This is a genomic window from Bdellovibrio bacteriovorus, assembly GCF_041888015.1.
In the GTDB taxonomy this organism is placed as follows: domain Bacteria; phylum Bdellovibrionota; class Bdellovibrionia; order Bdellovibrionales; family Bdellovibrionaceae; genus Bdellovibrio.
Genome location: NZ_CP168968.1, coordinates 388,899 through 402,204, shown reverse-complemented (window position 1 = coordinate 402,204; position 13,306 = coordinate 388,899). Strand labels below are relative to the sequence as shown.

Sequence of the window (13,306 nt, the reverse complement as noted above, 5' to 3'; positions counted from 1 at the left end):
CTGCGGGGTTTTTGTGTTAAAGAAATTTCTTTATATTCATCTGTTTCTTGGTTTGATGATGGGTTGTGCAACTCTGCCTCCCAATACAAATCGCAAAGAATCCCACGCCCTGCCACCAGACCCCACAACTCGACTTGGCGATGCTATCGACAAACAGCTAAAAGATCACCCCGGGCAATCCGCGTTTTACCCGCTCAGCTCCGGCTTAGAGGCTTTTATTGCCCGCATGGCCTCGGTCGCTGTCGCCGACAGAACTGTGGATTTACAATACTATATCTGGGAAAACGATCTGACCGGGCGCCTGATGCTTCATTCAGCTCTTACTGCCGCGGACCGTGGCGTGCGAGTCCGTATTCTTTTGGATGATCTGAATCAGGCCCGCTATGAAAAAATGCTGGTCATTCTGGATTCACATCCCAACATCGAAGTTCGCATGGCGAACCCTTTCGCCAGCCGATCATGGAAGATATTTGATATTGTCAGATTTTCGACCGTCAATCGCCGCATGCACAATAAAGTCTTTATCGTGGATAATCAGACCGGCATTGTCGGGGGAAGAAATATCGGAAACGAATATTTCGATGCCAGCGATGAAATGAACTTTGGTGATTTCGACTTGTGGACCTTTGGCCCCGTCGTGCAAAGCCTTTCGCAGGAATTCGACACCTACTGGAACAGTGAAATCGCCTATCCCATCACTGCACTGAATAGCTTCCAACCAACCTCCGCCGACCTTGATCTTCTTCGCCAAGATGTCGCAGCCGCCGTCCAAGAGGCCGAAGACACACGATATGCCGAGGCTCTGCAAGACACACCCATAGTTCGTCAGTTCACCAAGGAACCTCTGAAGCTGTTCTGGGGTAAAGCGGAAGTCATCATTGATCCCCCGGCCAAACTAAGTAAAGTCGAAGACGTCAAAGAAGAACATCTGCCGTACCAGCTCTTTCCATTGATTGCTGAAACCCAGAAAGAACTTTTGCTGGTATCACCGTACTTTATCCCCGGCAAAAAGGGAGTGAATTTTTTCGGCAGTCTTCATGAACGAGGAGTTCAAGCCGTCATCTTGACCAATTCACTGGCTTCCAGTGATGTTGCCACCGTCTTTTCTGGTTATAAGGGCTATCGCAAAGACCTGCTTAAAAACGGAGCCAAACTTTTTGAACTTAAGCCCACGCCCAGTGGAAAGAAAAGTAAGAAAAAGAAAATTGTCGGCAGTTTTTCCAGTTCAGGTCTGCATGGGAAGGTTTTCATCTTTGACCGAAAAAAGGTTTTCGTCGGTTCTATGAACTTGGATCCTCGCTCCGTAACCTTAAACAGTGAAATGGGTGTCGTTGTAGAAAGCCCCGAGTTCGCCAAAGCCGTTGCAGAGCGTTTTATGGAAGATCTTTCCGAAGATAGCTACGAGGTGGTTCTGAGCGGCAGCAAAAAGCTAGAATGGAAAACCCGCGAAGGGAATCAGGAACATACTTATTTTTCAGATCCTGAAACGACTTGGTGGAAACGGTTTAAAGCCGCCATCAGTGCCATTTTCATTCCCGAATCCTGGCTTTAAAAATAAAAAACCCCGAGCTTCAACTCGGGGTTCAAAGATTCTGTCAGCAGATAGATTTTCGACAGACTAGAAGTTTCCAGATCTTCTCATCAAACCATCTTTGTTTTTGATGATGATCTCTTTGCCATTCAAATCAATCAGGCCTTCATTTTTAAACTCTGTCAAATGACGAGATAAAGACTCATTGATCGTGCTGGCAAGTTGAGCAAACTCATTTCTTGTCAGTTTCAGGTTCAGAGAGACTCCAGCTGGCGTTTGCACACCAAATCTGTCAGCCAACAATACCAGTTGGTAGGCAATGCGCTCTTGCACAGATGCCAAATAGTGCAACTGACTGGTGGTTTCAAAAGACTCTAGATCATTCACAGCCTGATTCAAAAGCAACTTAATCAGCGGGCTTGCCTGCGCCATGGCCACCTGAATAAGTTCACGCGGATACAACCAAAGAACTGTCGATTTTACAGCCTTTGCATGACTTTGTGTTGGAATTCCCTTCACAAGGGCTTTGTAACCAAAGTACTCCCCTGGGGAAACCAGCTTCGTCACATATTCGTTGGTCGTCGTGCGGCCGCGTGCATGTGAACGGTTAACAACAACTTTAACACATCCTGACTGAACGTAATAAAGACCCTTCACCGGTTCGCCTTCTTTGAAAATCATCTCTTCTTCCTTGAGATGAATGACTTCGTAGGGAACGTTTGAAGTACTCGGAATGTTTAGGTTTTGACCACCCATAAAACCAAGGGAGTTTACTCCGCCGTTGAGTATTGTCTGAGATTCCATACTCTAATACCTCCGAGCTTTCTTCGTTGGGTTATTTGTTGAGGCCATCCTAAACTGGTATTATACAGCCTCCTAATTGAAATTTCGACATAACAACCTTGTAACGGCCTCTCCTCGACGATCCTGACATGCTTTTGACTTGACTCACAGAGACACGTCCCCTAATTTCAGCCCAACTCAAAACTGGAATTTTTTCGTAATTTCAACCTCTTATTCCACAGATTACGCCCTGTTAAAAGAGGTTCAATGGAGTCCGACGCATGGTTAAAAGTATTCTTACGACCTTGTTAATCTTGTCATGCAACACGCTTTCTCACGCAAACACTCTTAAGGTCGGTCTGGTTCTCGATAAAGGCGGTAAAGACGATAAATCTTTTAACTCTGCGGCTTATCTTGGAGCGAAAAAAGCAGAGCAAGATTTGAAAATCGATCTGAAATACGTCGAAGCCACTGATACAAATGCCATTGAAAATCTGCATCGCGCTTTTGCCCGTAAAAACTTCGATCTGGTGATCGGCATTGGTTTCGCGCAACAGGACGCTGTTAAAAAAGTAGCTGCGCAATTCCCAAAAGTGAAATTTGCTGTCGTCGACAGTGATGTCAAAGCACCTAATGTTCGCTCTTTGCTTTTTGAAGAACATGAAGGATCTTTCCTCGTTGGCGCGCTGGCGGCCATGGCCTCCAAAACGAACTCGGTCGGATTTGTGGGCGGCATGGACATTCCGCTGATTCGTCGATTCTCCATGGGCTATATCGCTGGGGCAAAATACGTAAACCCTAAAATCAACTTCACAGAAAACTATGTCGGCGTCACCGGCGAAGCCTGGAACAATCCCGCCAAAGCCAAAGAGCTGGCCCTGGCACAAATCGCCAAAGGCAGTGATGTGATCTTTGTCGCTGCCGGTGCCTCCAATTCTGGCGTCTTTGATGCTGTAGAAGAAAAAAAGAAATTCGCCATTGGTGTTGATTCAAATCAAAACTGGATCAAGCCGGGCATCATTCTGACCAGCATGATGAAAGCTGTCGATGTCGCGGTCTATGACACAATCAAAGAAACCCAAGCGGGCAAGTTCACCGCCGGGGTGGTTCACTACGGTCTTAAAAACGAAGGCGTGAACTACACACTGGATAAATACAACGAAAAGCTAATCACACCCGACATGAAGAAAAAAGTCGAAGAGATCAAAAAGAAGATTATCGCTGGCCAGATCCCAGTTCCCGACTACTACAAGAAAAAGTAATCTTCATGACCGCTGCAGTTGAATTCAAGGGAATCAGTAAATACTTTGGCGAGGTTCGCGCCAACTCTGATATTTCCTTGTCCGTCGCCCGAGGCTCCATCCATGCCATTGTCGGTGAAAATGGCGCCGGCAAATCCACTGCTATGAAAATCCTGTTCGGGATGTATCGACCGGATGCTGGCGAAATTTTGCTTAACGGTCAGCCGGTCGAATTTAGCTCCCCGATTGATGCGATGGCCGCCAAGGTCGGAATGGTTCACCAGCACTTCATGTTAGCTGAACCCTACACGGCGCTGGACAATATTCTTTTGCAGCAAAAGGGCTCTGCCTTTGCCCTGCTTCCACGCAAGGAACAAGCTCAGCGTATCAACGACATTGCCGATCGGTATGGCTTCCATGTTGATCTGAATGCCAAAGTCGAAGATCTTTCTGTCGGCGAACAACAGCGCATTGAAATCCTGAAGATTCTTTCCCAGGATTCGGACATTCTGATTTTGGACGAGCCGACGGCTGTTCTGACTCCACAGGAAGTGCAGGATCTGTTCATCAACCTTCGCAAACTTAAAAGCGAAGGAAAGACCATTCTGATCATCACCCACAAGCTTAAAGAGGTGATGGCTCTTTCTGATGCTGTCACCGTCTTCCGCGCTGGCCGTATGGTGGAATCAAAACAAACCCGCGATACATCCATCGAAGATCTTGCGGCCCTGATGGTCGGCCGTCGCATGCAAATGCCGGAAGAGCGCGTATCCACTATTGATGAATCCAAAACTCTTCTGAGCATCGAAAATCTTTCCGCTGATCTGGGCACGCATAAGTTGCGCAATATCAACTTGAATATCAAATCTCGCGAAATTGTCGGCGTGGCCGGTGTTGAAGGTAACGGACAGGATGTTTTGATTCGCTGTCTGCTGGATCCCAAGTCACTAAGCAAGAATTCCCTGACCGGCAACATTCAGCGCCAGGGCTCTCTGCAGGCCTTCCCGGAAGACCGACTGCGTTTTGGTGTTTTACCTTCACGTCCCGTCTATGAAAACTTCCTGCTGGGCCAGGAACACCGCTTCACCAAAGGTCTTTTCCTGAAGACGCGTGAACTGATTGCACGCACTCGGGAAATCATGAAGACCTACGACATCCGCCCCCACGACGAGCATCTGGCACTTGGTAAACTTTCTGGGGGCAACCAGCAAAAGTTGGTTGTCGCACGTGCCCTGACACAAAAACCCGATATTATTCTGGCCGCTCAACCCACTCGCGGTGTTGATATCGGCGCCATCGAGTTCATTCACAATGAAATTCGCAAAAGCCGGGATGAGGGCTCCGGAGTTCTGCTTATCTCTTCAGAGTTGGATGAATTGATGGCTCTGTCAGACCGTATCGTCGTGCTTTACAAAGGCCAATTGGTGGCCGAATTCAAACGCTCAGATTTCAACGAAACCTCTTTGGGTAAAGCCATGGGAGGTGGACATTGAAACGCATTTTCGGATTCCTGCTGGGATTGACTCTGGCTTTGCTTCTGACTTTGTTTGCGGGTGAAAACCCGTGGAATGTTTTTACTATTCTCGTTCGCAGTGCTTTTGGCTCTATGTATGACTTGGGATTGACCCTGTCCTATACCACTCCACTTATTTTCTGTGGTCTTTCTGTCGCCATCGGCTTTCATGCCGGACTCTTTAATATCGGTGCCGAAGGACAAATGACCATGGCGGTTGTCACCGCTGCGGCCGTAGGGGTTTTATTCCCGCAGGTACCGTTCCCTCTGGCGCCGATTCTTGCAGTATTGGCCGCTTTGGCGGCTGGCGGCCTGTGGGGTTGGATTGCCGGGTGGTTGCGGGCCGAGCGGGGCAGTCACGAGGTTATCATCACCATCATGATGAACTTCATCGCCGCTGGTTTGGCCGGCTGGTTTGCCTTAAAGATCATTCCCAATCCTGATTCTCAAAATCCGGAAACAGCATTGATATCCCCGAACTACATGTTTAAGGATTATGATCTGATTGCCCGCCTGTTCCCGGATACTCCTGCCAACGCGTCGCTGATCTTTGCCATTGTGATTGCCGTTTTAATGTGGATATTTCTCTGGAAAACCGCTTGGGGCTTCAAGTTGCGGGCAGTGGGTGCTAATCCTGAAGCCGCTCATCGCTCGGGAATTTCCGAAAAGAAAGTGCAGATTGCAGCCATGACACTGGCTGGAGCCTTAGCCGGATTTGTCGCACTTTCAGAAGTTGTCGGCAGCGCCGGGCAATATCGTATCGGTTTTTCCCCGGACTATGGATTTATCGGTATTGCGGTAGCCTTGATGGCCAGCAACAATCCGCTGGGAATTATCGTTTCAGCATTCCTGATGGGCGCCCTTCACAAAGGGGCCTCGGATCTGGATCTTGAAACCAGCACAATCACCCGGGACTTCTCTCGCATTATTCAGGCCTTGGTTATCCTGGGTGTTGTCGCCCAGGGATACTGGGAATGGTTCAAGCACAAAAGGAGGAAGGGTTAAATGGAAACAATGACCTGGATTCTGGCTCTGACCTTGGCAACTTTACGTCTGGCAACGCCACTTATTTTTGCTTCCATGGGTGGCCTGATGAGCGAACGCTCCGGCGTGGTGAATGTCGCCCTGGAAGGCTTTATGTTGATGGGAGCTTTCGCTGGTGCAGTGGTCGGCTATAGCTATGCCTCCGCCTGGGCGGGCTGGGGCGCGGCTTTGATCGCGGGCCTTGCTATTGGCGCCCTCTATGCTTTCTTTGTTATCGAACTCAAAGCCGATCAGATTATTACAGGCATGGCCTTCAATCTTCTGGTGATGGGGCTTATTCCGTTCATCACAAAAATTCTGTACAGCTCTACCGGATCCACCCCAGCCCTGCTGGTGGAAGATCGCTTTACGTTTGAGCCTTTGCTGTTAGCTATCGCTCTGGTTGCAGCCATCAGTTTCTGGATGTATCGCACGCGTTCAGGACTTTGGGTTCTGTTTGCCGGGGAACATCCCGAAGCACTGACAGCCAGTGGTGTTAGTGTTCGCAAAGTTCGTTGGGCCGCTGTCACCTTAAGTGGTGGCTTTGCCGCTTTTGGTGGGGCTAGCTTGTCATTATTCCTGGCTTCCTCTTATTCACCACTGATGACCGGTGGGCGTGGCTTTATGGCTTTGGCGGCTTTGATCTTTGGTAAGTGGAAACCCGTCCCCGCCCTTGCCGCCTGCATCCTTTTTGCCTTTGCAGACGCGATTCAGATTCGCCTGCAAGGTGTGAAAATAGGTGGCATCGAAATCCCAGTTCAGTTTGTTCAAATTTTACCTTACATCGTGACTATCATTGCTCTTGCGGGCTTTATCGGAAAAAGCCGAGCTCCAAAGGCACTGGGTCACCAATAAGAAGAGGTCACTATGAAAAATGTATTGCTGGCATTGATCCTTTTATCTTCAACACAAGCTTTGGCTTGGGGTGGGCGTGGGCATGATACCATCTGCCGTGTTGCCACCTTCCTGGTGAAAGAGCCTGGTTTGAAGGAATACTTGCAGCACAAACCTCAGATGATGGGTCACCTGTGCAATATGCCTGACTTCTATTGGAAGAGCTTGGGCGGTGACGCTGCAAAACTTGGCAACTCCACCCACTTCATCGACATCGAAGTTATTGGCCTGGACGTGAAAGACATCACAGTGGATTACAAACAATTGATGACGGATTTCACGGGCAAACCGAATAAGTTCAAGAATGATGGCACCACAATCAAGTCCATCCCACAGGAATTCGGTTCTTCCTGGTGGAGAGCCGATCAGTTCATGCGCCATATCGCTGGCCTGAAAGATGACTTTGCTGCCGCGAAAGCTCCAACAAACTTTAAGGAAGAACAAGACAACGAACTTCCTTACAACAAGCTTGCTTACGACATGGTGGTTTCCATGGGTCTGATGGGTCATTTCGTGGGTGATAACTGCCAGCCCTTCCATACGACAGCCGATTATGATGGCTATGCAGCCGGACACGGCGGCATCCACGCTTACTTCGAAGATCAGGTCGTAGGCCAGTTCGACGGCGACTTGGACTATCTGGTTTTGAAGTCTGCCCGTGCGATGAAAAACCCTGCGTTCATGAAGCCAAAAACTGCGATCGAGAAAATGAAGGTTCTAAGTGTGATCTCTAACAATGAGATTCCAAAACTTCTGAAGCTTGATCCAGTTACCAAAAAGTCCACATTGGTAAAAGAAAAAGGCATGGAGTTAAAAACAGCCGCAGAAAGAAAGCCTGCTGCAGAAGCCTTCAAGAAAATGAAGCCAATGATCGTGACTGAGATGGCTCGCGGAGCGGTCCTTCTGGCAGCTTTGTGGGACGAAGCCTATGTTTCTGCAGGGAAACCAAAAATCGGAGCTTACAAATCTTATAAGTATCCATTCACCGTGGACTTTGTGACTCCTGATTATATTGAAGTTCCAAAGGCTGAAAAAACCGAAACCAAATAGTCCCGATTTCTGGACGGTGGTTGCACCGCCGTCCTTTCTAAAAGCTTGTGTCTCATCCTGAGATCGACCCCTTCCCCTGTATGCCGCTGTTAGGCCTCTGTCATATCTCTAGACAACCCTTTGCCCGCTAATTTCTTTCCGACCGGGCACATTGCTCGCATTCTTTCCAATTGGAAGAAGATTCCTAAAGGAGAGAGAGTTATGAAAAAGAAGATCGTACTGGCAATGGCCATCATTATGGTTTTGGGTTCTGTTAAAGCAATGGCGGAAGAAATGGACTCTGAGCAATTCTATCAAGATGAGATCTATCAACAGCTTCAATGGGATAAAACTCTTGCAGCGGAGGCTGACTCGAAAGAGCGAGCACAATCCAACCGAGAAATTAGTCAACTTGACCAACTATCCAACGAAATCGAGACCAAACTAGCCAAAATCTCAGGGTTGAAAGATTCTAGCCAGCCAAATTTGAACAAGGCTATCAAATCTACAGTTCAGCAGGCAAAAGGTCTTCACCGTGAATTCAAGGCAAGCCACGACATTCAAAAACTTCAAAAGCTGTCAGCTGACCTTGAGGACAGATGGCAATCCCTGAATGAGATGGATGAAAAGAATCAGATCCAAGGTTTGCGTGTTCATCCGGAACTTAGATACTAAAACCTTAAGTACGAGATAACCACAATGAGCATGAGACAAATTTTCAAAATACTAGTTCTCACGCCGGCCATATTCATGGTCGGCGCCTGCTCATTTAAAAAGAACCAAGACGAGAAAAAACAACAAATCATCACTGTCCAGGAAACACAGAAAGTGCCTTCCCAGTTCTGTGAGGACATCCAAGTCGATGCCAAATTTGATGACTCTCAGTTACTTCCATTAAGCACCAGCACCAATGAAGCTGATCTCTGCAGAGCGATCAGACAGTTTATTTCAAAGGCAGAAGCAAAAACCCTCATTCCTAATGATATTAAAGTATTCAACAATATCCTTAGTTCTGCCATTTCAGTCGCAAACTCCAAAGATGCGACATCCCGTTCTATTATATTCAAATCGTTTAGTTCCTGGGCCACTGGGTTTGCGACCACTCAAGGCAATGCTGACCTGCAAACCCTTATGAAGATCAACAATATCAGCTCGAATCACCTCAATAATATTCAGGTAGTAACCACCAGCTTGCTGGAAAAGAAAGTCTATCCTTTTATTGATACTGACCACCTTTCCCAACTGGACTTTCAAGCATACTTTAATGCCGTCGGCGAAAAAGTCGACCTGATTAATCTGTGCTCCGATTCTGTTGTACAAACGACATTGAAATCAAAGCGCCTGAGCGCTCATACCGCTTCTATTATCGAAACCTGCCGATCAAAACTTTCAGCGACTGACCTTATCTCCGCCCGTGTCTCATTGATAGCTCCGGTATCAGATGCCGAATTGTTATTTTTGAATTCTGCAATCGAGGCGAATCTGGTTAGCAATGCCGTCACCGTGTCGGCTTTCTCAAAAATTGCCGCCCCCACCACCCGTGCTGTTAAAATCAATGACTTAAATCTTTTGAAGATGGCCTCATTGGTTTTCGGGAGCACAAACAAGATTCTGCAAAGTCTGGCGATGGCCAAAGAAGTTGGCTATGATCTGGAAAGCTTCGTAAGAAACAACTCACGAAGCCTGTTCCCAATCGTTCGAAATCTCTGGAACGCAGAAGAAGTGCTCTTTGCCTTGGAAAGCCGTCAAAGCGCAGTCCTTTTCAAACTTTTCTCTGAACAGGATATCATTCCAGAAAAAACTCAAAGCGAACAAATTCTGCAACGCCTGGTCGTGGAAAGAAAACTTGCCGACAGAAGTATCGACATCCCTTCGTTAGAGTCCTTCTTAAAGCTTCTTAAGAGCAATACCTATACAGGCTTCTTCCAACTGGCACAGACTCTATCGCTGGCAGATGAAGAATTGAACTTCATCGCCACCAACAGCAACTCATCCCTGGAAATTGCCAATATTCTTGGCGTCGGGCTAAGTGGCTATGACAAAATTTATTTGAAGGTTTCCAAAACCAGAATGCTGGAGTTCTCTCAAAAACAGAAAGAGAATTTCTACATCTCTGGCGCCTTATTTAAATATATCTTCTTATCTAAATCCGAAGAAATTTCCGATAAAACGATCGGCGTTGCTTTTGAGAACAGCGATGGAGAAACCTATCACATCCTGGCAAAGGATATTCTCGCAGTCCCGTTGACTGAGCTTTCAGCAAAAATTCAGTGCAATGCCCAGAACCGTCTGAACACCTGCAAGCCCGCCGGCGAAAATATCGTAAAAAGCCTGCTGGATGTTTCCGAATATTTTAAGCGACACAAATAGTTTACTTCGCAGTCGCCGTACTGCCGACCGAGGCAATCACGATGCTGGCAATGGCCGCCCACTGAATGGGGGCTAGGGTTTCTTGCAGGAACAATATCCCAATCAAAGTTGCGATGACGGGCTCAAGGCTCATTAAAATGCCGAAAGTCTTAGCGGGCATATCGCGCATGGCTTTCATTTCCAATGAGTATGGCAAAGCGCTGGAAAGGATCGCAATAGCAATCCCCATCGGCCACAACGATGGGTTTATCACTTGGTCAAAGTTCGTAAACAGTCCCACCGGGAAAGTTACCAAAGCGGCAAAGCACATCCCAACAGCCGCATTCGCGGAAGATGAGCCTTCCGCATTGCCAACTCTTTTCCCAAAGATAATATAAAGTCCCCAGAAAGCCCCCGCCGCCAATGCAAGAGCCACCCCGGTTAAATCCAAAGCATGAGAAACTTCTGAGGTTGGCAAAACCAGATAAATACCCAGGCCCGCCAGCAAAGCCCAACAAAGATCCAATGCCCGCTTTGAAGCAAATAGGGCCACCGCCAAGGGACCGGTGAACTCCAACGCAACAGCAATGCCCAAAGGGATACGTTCCAACGCAAAATAGAACAACAGATTCATAGCCCCAAGAGAAACCCCATAGGCCGCCAGGGACTTCATACGCTTTGCAGAGAATTTTTCTTTCCACGGGCGCATAACCAGAACAAGAATCAAAGCCGAGATGAAAACCCGCAAAGCCGTAGTTCCCGCAGGCCCCGCAACCGGGAACAACCCCTTGGCCACCGAAGCCCCAAACTGGATAGACAGCATCGCTATCAAAATGAGACCGATGGACTTATAAAGAGAACTCATTAGGCAACTCCGTCACTTTCCTAACAGGGTGCGCGCATTCTAGGGCACGCGTTGGCACTGCGATCTCACACTGAGAATGAGCCTTTATAAGTGCTTGAAAACTCGTTGGCAAATTCTCATTCCAAAACACGGACTCTGGCACGCTCGTAGCATTAGGGATATGTATACAGCGAATCACAAAGGAGTACAAAATGACATTCACCAAGATCTTCACAGCAGCAATCATCACAGTGTCAGCTACAGTATCCTTTGGCGCTACAAAGTGTGACAGCAAAGTGAATGTAGGTCGTTTTGCAAATACGAATCCTCCTGCAAAATTCACTCAAGTGGCAAAAGATGTGAAAACGACGACCAAAGCTGGCGTTCGCTAATCACAACATTTTAAATTTACCCCCGAACCCCAGGTCTATCCCCCCCCCAAGGCCTGGGGTTTTCCCTTTTTTTAAAGTCCATCACAAGCTTTTCAAAATGAGCAGCTTCCCCGCTTAGGCCTTCAAAAGCATATTGATTCAGGAACTGCCTGTTCATAAAAATATTTTTATCAACGATGCTGACTTCCGCCTCATCACAAACTTGTTTCCAATTTGTTGTGATCCCCATCAAAATTCTTTCTATAATCTCCAATGCCTCTTGCCTTGATAGCATAAATACATCGGCAGCTTCCAAACATGATTTAATCTGACTTTTTTTATTGCCATCTTTAATGATCATTGCCTGATTAGCGATGTTGTCCGTGCGCATCTGCGGACAGATATCGTAGGCCGGTGTTAAAGAGAGTATTTTTCCGTCCCAAAAGGCCGCATGATTTCTAGCATGATCATCGGTATTGCCCACTAAGACATTAAAGACCAGTCGAGAAAAAAGCTCCCTGAGGGTTGATGAGGAGTGATCGAAATGTTTCCTGATAACTTCAACGAAATCCTGATAGCTCGCATATCGGGCAATATTTTCATCCAGCGCCAAAAGACTGAGGGCCGAGATCATACACTTTCTCTGCCAGCCTCCAGGGGAAAGTATTCGGTCAAAACGCTCAATAAGCAAAACATCTCTGTGGGCAGCTTTGACCTGTGTGACCCGGGCTGCGTTCAAGCCACATAAGCTGGCAAGCTTCATGGCAATAAACTCAGCCTTAATCACACTATATGTATCGCTGCTTGAAGAAAACTTTGCGATGTATTTCTTGCCTGCATCATCAACAAGCGCTTTAGGGCGGGCGCCCCCGATGGCACTTCCATGATACAAAGCAATCTCAAGATCTGGAGGAAGGGGTGTTCCCTTTTCAACAAGCTCAGCAGAAGTGACCAGCTCCTCGAGAGACACATTTTCCATTCCCCTCGGCTTGTATTCCTTTGGCGACTCCTGAAAATCAAGAGCGCCAATTCGATCAGATCCTGATTCGAGCAAATAGGTGAGCTCGCTAAGGCTTCCAGGATCCATCTCGGAACTCTTAGATCCATACCTTTTGTTCAATAAAACCCGTCTCCCCCACGCATCCGGAGCACTATCCCGTATAGGGCCAGGAATATTCAAACCCTTCAGCAAGGGCAGCACTCCTCTTTGCAGAGGAAGCTCTTTGTCGTAAATCGCGATTCCACTTTCTCGCTCTAGATAGCTTTGACCATAATTAAAAACAAGACTAGGACCGTCCTGGGCAAGCCTTCCCGCAACAACCGGAGAGGCTTCACCGGGAAGCCATATCCAAACAAACGCCTCGCTATAGGATTGAATCTTAGAAGTCATCTTGTGGGCCTTTTGCTGGTTTGCGAATTCGTTTTGGCAAAAGCGCGATCTTATCGTTGGTATTTTCAAGCAGGGTTGCGAAACTATTTTCGACTTCAAATAGTTTGATACCCGCGATGTGCGCAGCCTCAAAGACAATTCCAATCTCGACAGTTGGATCGCCCTTCTCTATTTTTTGCAGAGTGGCTCTGGAGATTCCGGATCTATCCGCAAAATCCGTCTCACTCATTTTACGGGTCTTGCGTTCAATCTTTATCATTTGACCAAGAAGATCCAAAACCTCCAGGGTGTATTTCATATAAGCTCTATTTTTCTTTTTCGCCACCTTATCCCCAATC

At 47.4% G+C, this 13,306-nt stretch carries 13 protein-coding genes; 9 read left to right on the top strand and 4 right to left on the bottom strand.

Annotation, left to right across the window (positions count from 1 at the left end):
- Window positions 1–13: 13 nt before the first annotated feature.
- Entirely contained in the window at window positions 14–1,552 is a 1,539-nt protein-coding gene (locus tag ACES2G_RS02020) for a phospholipase D family protein (protein WP_374001177.1), read from the top strand.
- Between the two features lie 66 nt (window positions 1,553–1,618).
- Here ACES2G_RS02020 and ACES2G_RS02015 read toward each other — a convergent pair whose 3' ends face one another.
- Complete coding sequence (locus ACES2G_RS02015) at window positions 1,619–2,335, bottom strand: Crp/Fnr family transcriptional regulator (RefSeq protein WP_374001176.1); 717 nt, start codon at window positions 2,333–2,335, stop codon at window positions 1,619–1,621.
- Window positions 2,336–2,595: 260 nt separating this feature from the next.
- On the opposite strand from ACES2G_RS02015, the gene ACES2G_RS02010 reads away from it, so the two are divergent.
- The 7 genes from ACES2G_RS02010 (at window position 2,596) to ACES2G_RS01980 (ending at window position 10,384) form a co-directional block, all read left to right on the top strand.
- Window positions 2,596–3,576 (top strand): BMP family ABC transporter substrate-binding protein, encoded by a 981-nt coding sequence (locus tag ACES2G_RS02010; protein WP_347355983.1) that lies wholly within the window; start codon window positions 2,596–2,598, stop codon window positions 3,574–3,576.
- Between the two features lie 5 nt (window positions 3,577–3,581).
- Window positions 3,582–5,048: an ABC transporter ATP-binding protein gene (locus ACES2G_RS02005; protein WP_374001175.1), complete on the top strand. Its 1,467-nt coding sequence runs from the start codon at window positions 3,582–3,584 to the stop codon at window positions 5,046–5,048.
- A complete protein-coding gene (locus ACES2G_RS02000) occupies window positions 5,045–6,073 on the top strand; it encodes an ABC transporter permease (RefSeq protein ID WP_374001174.1) in 1,029 nt (342 codons plus the stop codon). The genes ACES2G_RS02005 and ACES2G_RS02000 overlap by 4 nt, the downstream gene beginning before the upstream one ends.
- Window positions 6,074–6,946 carry an ABC transporter permease gene (locus ACES2G_RS01995; protein ID WP_374001173.1) on the top strand — a complete coding sequence of 291 codons (873 nt, stop codon included), beginning with the start codon at window positions 6,074–6,076 and terminating at the stop codon, window positions 6,944–6,946.
- Between the two features lie 12 nt (window positions 6,947–6,958).
- Window positions 6,959–8,035: a hypothetical protein gene (locus tag ACES2G_RS01990; RefSeq protein WP_347355976.1), complete on the top strand. Its 1,077-nt coding sequence runs from the start codon at window positions 6,959–6,961 to the stop codon at window positions 8,033–8,035.
- A gap of 201 nt (window positions 8,036–8,236) precedes the next feature.
- A complete protein-coding gene (locus ACES2G_RS01985; RefSeq protein WP_374001172.1) occupies window positions 8,237–8,689 on the top strand; it encodes a hypothetical protein in 453 nt (150 codons plus the stop codon).
- 30 nt (window positions 8,690–8,719) lie between these two features.
- Window positions 8,720–10,384, top strand: coding sequence for a hypothetical protein (locus ACES2G_RS01980; protein WP_374001171.1), 1,665 nt, complete (start codon window positions 8,720–8,722; stop codon window positions 10,382–10,384).
- 1 nt (window position 10,385) lies between these two features.
- Here ACES2G_RS01980 and ACES2G_RS01975 read toward each other — a convergent pair whose 3' ends face one another.
- The gene (locus tag ACES2G_RS01975) at window positions 10,386–11,228 is read right to left on the bottom strand and encodes an EamA family transporter (protein WP_374001168.1); all 843 of its coding nucleotides are present in this window, start codon (window positions 11,226–11,228) and stop codon (window positions 10,386–10,388) included.
- Window positions 11,229–11,419: 191 nt separating this feature from the next.
- On the opposite strand from ACES2G_RS01975, the gene ACES2G_RS01970 reads away from it, so the two are divergent.
- Window positions 11,420–11,599, top strand: coding sequence for a hypothetical protein (locus ACES2G_RS01970; protein ID WP_347359259.1), 180 nt, complete (start codon window positions 11,420–11,422; stop codon window positions 11,597–11,599).
- A 16-nt stretch (window positions 11,600–11,615) separates the two neighbouring features.
- Here ACES2G_RS01970 and ACES2G_RS01965 read toward each other — a convergent pair whose 3' ends face one another.
- Both ACES2G_RS01965 and ACES2G_RS01960 read right to left on the bottom strand, forming a co-directional pair.
- A complete protein-coding gene (locus tag ACES2G_RS01965; RefSeq protein ID WP_374001167.1) occupies window positions 11,616–12,968 on the bottom strand; it encodes a type II toxin-antitoxin system HipA family toxin in 1,353 nt (450 codons plus the stop codon).
- Complete coding sequence (locus ACES2G_RS01960) at window positions 12,958–13,266, bottom strand: helix-turn-helix transcriptional regulator (RefSeq protein ID WP_347359257.1); 309 nt, start codon at window positions 13,264–13,266, stop codon at window positions 12,958–12,960. Before ACES2G_RS01960 ends, ACES2G_RS01965 begins: the two co-directional genes overlap by 11 nt.
- Window positions 13,267–13,306 lie beyond the last annotated feature (40 nt).